General features: G+C 69.2%; 7 protein-coding genes and 2 pseudogenes. 7 read left to right on the top strand and 2 right to left on the bottom strand.

Annotated elements, in window-relative coordinates; genetic code table 11:
• Positions 1-175 precede the first annotated feature (175 nt).
• Entirely contained in the window at positions 176-1,153 is a 978-nt protein-coding gene (locus tag ACGFNK_RS00380) for a DUF3068 domain-containing protein (protein WP_393410410.1), read from the bottom strand.
• Between the two features lie 266 nt (positions 1,154-1,419).
• On the opposite strand from ACGFNK_RS00380, the gene ACGFNK_RS00375 reads away from it, so the two are divergent.
• The 5 genes and pseudogenes from ACGFNK_RS00375 to ACGFNK_RS00355 form a co-directional block, all read left to right on the top strand.
• A complete protein-coding gene (locus tag ACGFNK_RS00375) occupies positions 1,420-1,572 on the top strand; it encodes a hypothetical protein (protein WP_393410408.1) in 153 nt (50 codons plus the stop codon).
• 2 nt (positions 1,573-1,574) lie between these two features.
• Positions 1,575-2,825 (top strand): helix-turn-helix domain-containing protein, encoded by a 1,251-nt coding sequence (locus ACGFNK_RS00370; RefSeq protein WP_393410405.1) that lies wholly within the window; start codon positions 1,575-1,577, stop codon positions 2,823-2,825.
• Positions 2,826-3,010: 185 nt separating this feature from the next.
• Positions 3,011-3,784: an IclR family transcriptional regulator gene (locus tag ACGFNK_RS00365; protein WP_393410403.1), complete on the top strand. Its 774-nt coding sequence runs from the start codon at positions 3,011-3,013 to the stop codon at positions 3,782-3,784.
• Positions 3,781-4,641, top strand: a complete 861-nt coding sequence (locus tag ACGFNK_RS00360) for an SMP-30/gluconolactonase/LRE family protein (protein ID WP_393410401.1) — start codon at positions 3,781-3,783, stop codon at positions 4,639-4,641. Before ACGFNK_RS00365 ends, ACGFNK_RS00360 begins: the two co-directional genes overlap by 4 nt.
• 242 nt (positions 4,642-4,883) lie before the next feature.
• Positions 4,884-5,132 (top strand): annotated as a pseudogene (locus ACGFNK_RS00355) (sugar transporter); the annotation flags it as partial.
• Between the two features lie 5 nt (positions 5,133-5,137).
• On the opposite strand, the pseudogene ACGFNK_RS00350 reads toward ACGFNK_RS00355, so the two are convergent.
• Positions 5,138-6,040, bottom strand: a pseudogene (locus ACGFNK_RS00350) (IS200/IS605 family accessory protein TnpB-related protein); the annotation flags it as partial.
• 414 nt (positions 6,041-6,454) lie between these two features.
• Between ACGFNK_RS00350 and ACGFNK_RS00345 the strand changes: the two are divergent.
• On the top strand, positions 6,455-7,972 hold the full coding sequence (locus tag ACGFNK_RS00345) for an alpha-N-arabinofuranosidase (protein ID WP_393410399.1): 1,518 nt from the start codon (positions 6,455-6,457) through the stop codon (positions 7,970-7,972).
• Between the two features lie 280 nt (positions 7,973-8,252).
• Positions 8,253-8,894, top strand: a complete 642-nt coding sequence (locus tag ACGFNK_RS00340; protein WP_393410397.1) for an HAD family hydrolase — start codon at positions 8,253-8,255, stop codon at positions 8,892-8,894.
• The last annotated feature ends 77 nt before the right edge of the window (positions 8,895-8,971 follow it).

Raw genomic sequence — 8,971 nt, 5'->3', positions numbered from 1 at the left:
AGTGCGGCGTTTTCGGCAAGCTCACGCGGTGCGGATGTGTGGTGGTTGTGGGACCGGCTGTGGCGATGGTGTGGGCAGGCTGTGTTTGGGTGGGGGTGGATAGTTTTCGCCCACCGGTTCGATGCTGCTACTCACCCAGGTGACAAATTCCGGCCTTTATCCAGCTGACGTCTCATCACATTGTGAGCGGCTGCTGGGACGACTCGGACGTTTCGGGATGCGGACGCCCGCGTACCACCAAAATGACCCCCACGATGGCGAGCAGTCCGCCCGCCACGCCCGCCCCGATGGGCAACGTCTGCCCCACCATGCGCAGTTGGCGAGAGTCGGCCTTGGCGAGTTCCACCTGCTTCTTCTGTGTGTCCGTGGTGAAGGCGATGCGCTTGGCGTCCAGCAGCACCGCGGCGTCCTCGTCGGAGCCTGGCGCCCGCAGCGTCTGACGGATCCCGGTCGCCGCGAACATGATCCGGCCCGTGGCCTGGTCGACGACCAGCTCGAGACCGTGGTTGGCGTACCACTCCTCGGCGAGCACCTGGCTGCGCTCGGGCTGGTCCACGAGGGTGCCCGGCACCATCCGGGTGCCGTTCTTGGCGGGCGGCACCTTCGCGGTGAACCGGAGTCCCTCGTACCCCTGGATCTTCTTCTTGCCCTGGTACTCCATGGTGATCGTCGAGCCGAGAATGTTGTCCCACCAGCGGTAATCGCGCTTCTGCACGTCGAAGGGGAACTTCAGATACGCCTCACCCTCGAAGTACGGCTCCTCCTGGCAGCAGTGCACCGGCCGGTTCGTCTTCCGGTCGGTCACCCAGCGCTCCATCGTCCAGCGCAGCGCGTCATGCGGGTCGGCCGCCGGCAGCGACTTCTCGGTGTCCAGGGTCGTCGAAACGTCCCAGACCGCCCGGCCGCTCTTCTCGCTGTCGGCGACATCGCCGCGGACCTGCCGGGTGATCGTGATCTTTTTGTTGTGAACGGTTTCGATCTCGTCCGTGTCGAAATAGCTGCCCGTGCCGGTGAACACGGTCTTGGTGTCGATGTCGATCGGATTCTGCTTGGCGCGCGGTTCGACATACCAGGCGAGCAGGGGGGCCAGGACGAGCATAAACACGCCCAGACCCAGGATGATCAGCGAAAACGGTGAGGCAGTGCGGCGCATCCGGGCACTCCAGAGGCTTGTGGTGACACGGCACAGGGATGTGCGGACACAGTGGTGGGAGGGTGCACAAGCGGTATGGGCCGGGAACCGTAAGCGCACCCTTGACGAAGTGTCAATGCATTGTCGAGACTGTCCCCTGCCGGAAGGGGCCGGCTGGGGCGTATGAATGGGCAGGCAGCCGCACAGATTTCTGATGCGGTCGACCGGGGTGGGACCACCATTCAACCCGGTGGGACCACCTGCCGACTGAGAGGGCTGACCCTTCGATGCCCAGACTGCTTGCCGCCCTGCTGACGGTAACCGCCGCCGCCGTACTCGCCGTTGGTGCCGCCGTCGGCATCGTCGCGCTGCTGAACGCGACGCCCGACCAGCCGAACACCCCACTCATCACGTATGAGACGGCCGGCCAGGAGCGCTGACCATGGCGCTCCGCCCGGGAACCACCGGAACCATCACCGTGCGCTCGGCCTGGCATGACGTACCACGCCTCCAGGTCCGGCAGTTCGCGGCCATCGCCATGGCCGAGGCGCCCGACCTCGCCGAGGAGATCCTGCGGGAGATCCGCCGCGAGTATCCCCATCTGCCGGTCGTGCTCGACGACTCCGGCGAGCCCATGGCGCTGATCGGCATCCGCCGGGCCATCGAGGTCTTCGTCCAGCACCTGGAGACCGCCGAGGGCCGCCCGCGCGTCCACCCCGAGGTCTTCCAGGAGTTCGGCCGCGGTGAGGGCCTGAACGGCCGCAGTCTCGACTCGCTCCAGGCGATCTACCGGATGGGAGTACGCCTCGCCTGGCGTCGTTTCGCCGAGATCGGGCAGCGCGTGGAGATCCCGCCGCCCGCGATGTACGAGCTGGTCGACGCCGGTTACGAGTACCTGGACGGGCTCGTCGACCAGTCCGTACGCGGCTACGCCGAGGCCGCGGCCCGGCAGGCGGGCGAACGGCTCCGCCTCCAGCGCGGGCTCATGGAGCTGCTGCTCGCCGAGCACCACCGGGGCGACCCGACCGAGGCACTCGGCGAACGGGCCGCGCGCATCGGCTGGCCGCTGCCCGGCAAGGTCGCGGTGGGCGTACTGCTGCGGCCCGCCCGGGAGGCCGTCGCCCCCGCCGTCGGGCAGGGCGTACTGCTGGACATGGAGTACGAACAGCCCCGGATGGTCGTCCCGGACCCGGACGCCGCCGGGCGCCCCGAGCTGCTGCGGCGCGCGATGACCGGCTGGGCGGGCGCGATCGGCCCGCCCGTGCCCCTGGCCGACGCGGCGAAGTCGCTGCGCTGGGCCGACGCGGCGGTACGGCTGATGGAGCGCGGACTGCTCCCCTCCGGGGACGTCCTCTACTGCACCGAACACACGGAGGCCCTGGTTCTCCTCCAGCCTGAGGAACTGATCGACGACCTGGCGCTGCGGTGCCTGGCGCCGCTCGCCCATTGCGGGCCCACCCATGGGCGGCGGCTGGCGGAGACACTGCTGGCGTGGCTGGAGACGCGGGGCGGTGCTCCCGAGGTGGCCGCTCGGCTCGGGGTCCACCCGCAGACCGTGCGGTATCGCCTTCGGCAGATCCGCGAACTGTGGGGGGACGAGATCGATGACCCCGATCGGCGGTTCGAGCTGGAGCTGGTGCTGCGTGCGCAACGGCTCCGAGGGGAGCTGGGGGATCCGCGGGCTCGGCGCTGAGCGTTGCGGCCAAGGACCGCATATGTCACAGCCCCGCTCCCCTAGAGGGGCGTCACTCGCCGTGTTTTGCCTGCTCAGGCGGCCGTGATTACCTGCATATTGCCTGTCGAAACCCACTATGAGTAGCCTGTGTTCGTCATGCCGATCGTCTGTTGAAATATCGAACACTAGGGAGGGGGCCGGTCGTGGGACGTCTCGTACCAGCCGTGACCCGGGCTCTCGACATTCTCGAGCTCTTTCTCGACGGGGACGGAACACTGTCCGCCCCCGACATCGTGCGCAAGCTCCAGCTGCCCCGCACCACCGTGCATGAGCTGGTGACCACGCTCGCCGCCCGCTCGTACATCCTGCAGGTACCGGGCCAGCCGGGACGCTACCGCCTCGGTGTGCGCCCGTATCAGCTCGGCAGCCGGTACGCCGAGCAGCTGGACCTCGCCGCCGAGGGCCAGCAGGTCGCCCGGTCCGTCGCGGAGACCTGCGACGAGACCGTGCACGTCGCGATCCTGGAGGGTACGGACGTCATCTACATCGCCAAGGTCGACTCCACGCACGCCGTGCGCATGGTGTCCGCCGCCGGCCGCCGCCTCCCCGCGCACTGCACCTCCGTGGGCAAGATGCTGCTCGCCTCGCTTCCCGACTCCGAGCTGGCCTCGCGGATCCCCGAGAGCGGTGAGCTCCCCGCGATGACACCGAACAGCATCACCGACCCGGCCGCCCTGCGCGAGACCCTCGCCGACATCCGGCGCCGGGGCGTCGCCGTGGAGAACCGAGAGTCGAACACCGACGTCAGCTGTGTAGCCGCCCCCGTACGCGATCGCACGGGCCAGGTCGTCGCCGCGCTCTCCATCTCCGTACCGATGATCCGCTGGAGCGACGACCGCCGCGGTGAGCTGGAGCAGCTCGCCGCCAAGGGCGCCGCGGAACTGTCGGAGCGACTCGGGCACCGGAGCGTGGCGTGACCGTCGAAGTGGCCATACGTGAATACGCCACCCTGGGCGAGGGCCCGACCTGGGATGCCGACGCCCAGCGGCTGATCTGGGTCGACATCCTCGGCTCCAGGGTCCATACGTACGAGCCGGTCTCCGGCCGCCGTACGGTCCTGACGACCGAACAGCATGTGGGCGCCGCGAAGCCGCGTACGGGCGGCGGTCTGGTGCTCAACCTCCGGGACGGCGTGGCACTCCTCGGTCCCGACGGCGCTGACGGCCCTGACGGCTTCCGGTGGCTGCACCGGGAGGTCGTCCCCGGCCGCCGCGCCAACGACGCGGCGGTCGCATCCGACGGTTCGCTGTGGGCGGGCACGATGCGCTACGACGAAGCGCCGGGCGGCGGCACACTCTCCCGTTACACCGCCGACGGCACGGTGGAGGTCGTCCGCGACGACGTGGCCGTCAGCAACGGCACGGGCTGGAGCCCCGACGGCAGCCTGATGTACTACATCGACTCGCCGACGCGCCGCATCGACGTCTTCGACGTCGGCGACGACCAACGACCGGTCAACAGGCGTCAGTTGGCGGCCATCGAGGACGGCGTCGGCTTCCCCGACGGGCTCACCGTCGACGCCGACGGCTGCGTCTGGGTGGCCCTCTGGGACGGCGCCGCCGTCCACCGCTACACCCCCTCCGGCGAACTGGACCGGGTGATCCCGCTCCCCACCCGCCGCCCCACGGCCTGTGCCTTCGGCGGCCCCGACCTGACGGACCTTTACATCACCACGGCCCGTACGGGCCTTCAGGCGCCGCATCCGATGTCCGGCTCGGTGCTGGTGGTGCCGGACGCGGGGAAGGGGCTGGCGCAGCCGGCGTTCGCCGGGTAGCCACTCTTGCGCCCCGTGGGGGCGCAAGGGCTGCGCGCCCAGCCACGACGGACCCGTAGCCGTAATCCAACCCGCCCCGCGGAGCGCCCGGCGCTTTCCCCGGTCCAGCAACTGGACGGGGAAAGCGCTTTCTGCGTGAACCCTTGACGCGCAAGCGCTTCGATTCTACGGTCCCGTTCGAAGTTACGGGCATCATTCGAAATCACGAATGGCCTGTAGACACCTCGACAGTAAGGCGGGGAATGGGACGACCTGACCTGAATCGCAGGCAACTGCTGGGCGGGATCGGCGGATTAGCGGTCGCGGGCAGCTTCGGTTTCGCCGCGCTGGGCACCGGCGCCGATGCGCTTGCCCCCGGCGCGGACACCCGGGTGCGCTACTGGAACCTCTTCAGCGGCGGCGACGGCGCCAACATGATCGCGATGCTGGACGCCTTCCGTAAGGAAAATCCCGGCATCGACGTGAAGGACTCCACCTTCCAGTGGGGCAACCGTTCCTAAAGACTGAGTGGGAGTGAGTCCTGGTACCAGAACCCATGCTCAGCCGCGTGCCCCGAACGGTGTTGGGCACCCTGGTCGCCCGCTTTCGCTCCACCACCGGGCGGCGCGCATCCCGTGCGCGGTCCGGGCTGGTGGGGGCGGGTCTCCTCACGCCTTCGGGTCTCCGGTCGGGCTTGGCTGGTCCGATGCCCCGACACATCGCTCTGGTGTGTCGGGGGCGGTGCCGTCCGTCGCCTGATCGGGTGTCCGAGGGCGCGTCGCCCGACCGCGATGCTCGCCGCATCGTGCCGGGAAATCTCACGTCGTGGGGTGGTCAGCGGTTTCTGCCAGTGCTGCGCACCCCACTTGCTTGTGTACGCCGGATCCACCGCCACGACGGCGATGTCCTGCTCGGCGGCCATCGAGATCAGCCGGGCCTTGAGTTTCGCGGTGGGGAAGCGGGCGAGCAGGCGGCGGAAGCGTTTGTTGCGGCCGTGCTTCTCCCGGCTCGTGCCATCGCTGAAGTCGAGGTCCTCGAGGGCGATCGCGGCGGCCCCGCAACGGCGGGTGTGGTGCAGCAGCCGACTCAGCGCATGCCGGATCTGCGCATCCCGGTGTTCGGCACTGCCGCTCAGGTCGTAGAAGAAGCGCTGCGGCTCACCGACCGGGTTGCCATGCCTGTCCAAGTGCCAGGCGGCCAGGTGGTCGTCGTTCATGTCCACCCCCACCACTCCCCGGGCAAGCGCCGCCTGCAGCGGCAGGACGGGGGTGGCGGCGCGCTGCCAGGACGCGGTCACGTACCAGCGGCCGCGCACCGTGTCGTGGTGGATGCGGTAGGCCACCGCCCGGTTGGCGGTGATCCGGTCGCGCCACTCCTGCCCGCGATGCTGGAACCGTACGGTCGCATCCGAGATCACCCGCGGCCAGCGAACCCAGGAACATCCCGACCTCACGCAGCACCGCCGCATCCGTCTCCGATACCCGCAGCCGGTCCCGGATGGCCACCCCGGCGGGGCCGGGCACCACGATCGGCGCCGCCAACTCCCGCAATCCGCCCCCCCCCGTCACCCCCGCCCGGTCGAAGATCCCGTCACGGCGGTCAACGAGCACCACCCGCAAAGGCCACCCATTCGACCCAAGAACCCGCGTTCCCCTCCCGAAGAGCGGAGACCGAGAACGCACCCCATGGCAAGGAAGATCATCAGCGCAGGTGCCGGGCGGCAGCCGAGCGCATCCGGCCACGGCACTCACTCACACTCACCAGAGGTCACTCCCGCCTGGTACGTCGGCAGCAGTTCCCAACCCCTCCACAGAACGCGCCCCGGAAGGAAAACATGCGCACCACCGCCCGCTTCACCCTCGACCCCGCCTTCACCGTCGGCGAGGTCAACCCCCGGCTCTTCGGCTCCTTCGTCGAGCACCTGGGCCGCTGCGTCTACACCGGCATCTTCGAGCCCGACCACCCCTCGGCCGACGAGAACGGCGTACGGACGGACGTACTCGAACTCGTCCGCGAACTGGGCGTCACCACGATCCGCTACCCCGGCGGCAACTTCGTATCCGGCTACAGGTGGGAGGACTCGGTGGGCCCCGCCGAGAGCCGCCCCCGCCGCCTCGACCTCGCCTGGCACTCGACCGAGACCAACCGCTTCGGCCTCTCCGAATACATCGCCTTCCTCCGCAAGGTCGGCCCCCAGGCAGAGCCCATGATGGCGGTCAACCTCGGCACCCGTGGCGTCGCCGAGGCCCTGGAACTCCAGGAGTACGCCAACCACACCTCCGGCACCGCACTCGCAGAGAAGCGCATCGCCCACGGCGACAAGGACCCCTTCGGCATCAAACTTTGGTGCCTCGGCAACGAGATGGACGGCCCCTGGCAGACGGGCCACAAGACGGCGGAGGAGTACGGCCGTATCGCCGCCGAGACGGCCCGCGCGATGCGCCAGCTCGACCCGGCCGTCGAGCTGGTCGCCTGCGGCTCCTCCAGCCAGAGCATGCCCACCTTCGCCGAGTGGGAGGCGACGGTCCTCAAGGAGACGTACGACCTCGTCGACTACATCTCGCTGCACGCCTACTACTGGCCGGAGGACGGTGACGTCGACTCCTTCCTCGCCTCCGCCGTCGACATGGAGTCCTTCATCGACAACGTCGTCGCGACCGCCGACCACGTGGGCGCGAGGCTCAAGTCGACGAAGCGGATCAACCTCTCCTTCGACGAGTGGAACGTCTGGTACCTGCCCAAGTGGGAGGAGCACGCGAAGACGTTCGAGCAGGACGACTGGCCCGAGGCGCCCCGCCTCCTGGAGGACAACTACAGCGTCACCGACGCCGTCGTCTTCGGCTCGCTCCTCATCGCGCTGCTCCGGCACGCGGACCGCGTGACCGTGGCCTGCCTTGCCCAACTCGTCAACGTCATCGCGCCGATCATGACCGAGCCGGGCGGCCCGGCCTGGCGCCAGACGACGTTCTTCCCGTTCGCGCAGGCCTCGCGGTACGGGCGCGGCCAGGTCCTCGACGTACGGGTCGACTCACCCACGTACGAGACGAAGAAGTACGGCGAGACGAACCTGCTGCACGCCACAGCCGTACGGGCGGAGGACGGCTCGGTGACGGTATTCGCGGTCAACCGCAGCCGTACGGAGGCGCTCCCTCTCCAAGTAGCCCTGAACGGCCTGGAGTTGACCTCCCTGGTCGAGCACACCGCACTCGCGGACGCCGACCCCGACGCCCGCAACACCCTCGACAACCCGGACCGCATCACCCCGCACCCTGTCGACGGCACCACCCTCCAGGACGGCACGCTGAACGCTTTCCTGGAGCCCTTGTCCTGGAACGTGATCCGGCTTCGTTAGTACGTCCGCTGGCAGCGGCTCGTCGTGCGGAGGCGTGGGGGAGGGCCACGCCTCACGGGCCCATGACCCCACCCCGTAAAAAGCCCACGAAGATCGAGGCGCGGGCCGGAACGCGAGACCGGGTACATGCCTCGGACCCTACCCACGGGGCAGAACCGGCCGGTTCGCAGGGAAGGCCTCGATCTCCGCGCCCAGGTCCCGGGCTGCGGCGGTGGTGCGGGTGGGGTTACTCATCAGGACCTGCCGGACCCGACCGCTGTGAGGTCATAGGCTTTGTGGAGTGATCGAGACCATCGTCCTGGACATCGGTGAGACCATCACCTGCGACGACCGCTACTGGAACTCGTGGGCCGACTGGCTCGGAATTCCCCGCCACACGCTCTCCGCCCTCGTCGGCGCGGTCGTCGCCCAGGGCCGCGACAACGCCGACGCCGTACGCCTCGCGAGGCCCGACGTCGACCTTGCCGCCGAGTACCGCGCCCGTGAGGCTGCCGGGCGCGGTGAGTTCCTGGACGAGTCGGATCTGTACGACGATGTCCGCCCCGCCCTGACCCGCCTGCGTGAGCTCGGTGCCAGGGTCGTCGTCGCCGGGAACCAGACGAGGCGTGCGGGTGAGTTGTTGCGTGGCCTGGACCTGTCGGCCGACCTGATCGTGACGTCCGGCGAGTGGGGTGTGGCCAAGCCCGACCCGGCGTTCTTCGAGCGCGTTCTCGAGGTGGCGCAGGCCGCGCCAGACGCGACTGTCTACGTCGGCGACCACCCGGCCAACGACCTGTACCCGGCCAAGGCCGGCGGGCTGCGCGCGGCCCACATCCGCCGGGGTCCGTGGGGACACCTGTGGGCCGACGACCCTGCCATCGTCGCGGCGGCGGACTGGCGGATCGACTCCCTGACCCAGCTCACGGAGATCCTCGCTGGCTGACGGGTGATAACGGCCCTGACTGCCGTGGTTGTTGAGCCGTTCGCGTATCCGCAGCGTGCGCGCGCGGGTACGTTTCG

It is taken from the genome of Streptomyces sp. NPDC048825, from assembly GCF_043198355.1.
GTDB lineage: Bacteria > Actinomycetota > Actinomycetes > Streptomycetales > Streptomycetaceae > Streptomyces > Streptomyces xiangluensis.
This window is presented reverse-complemented; position numbering and strand designations above follow the sequence as displayed.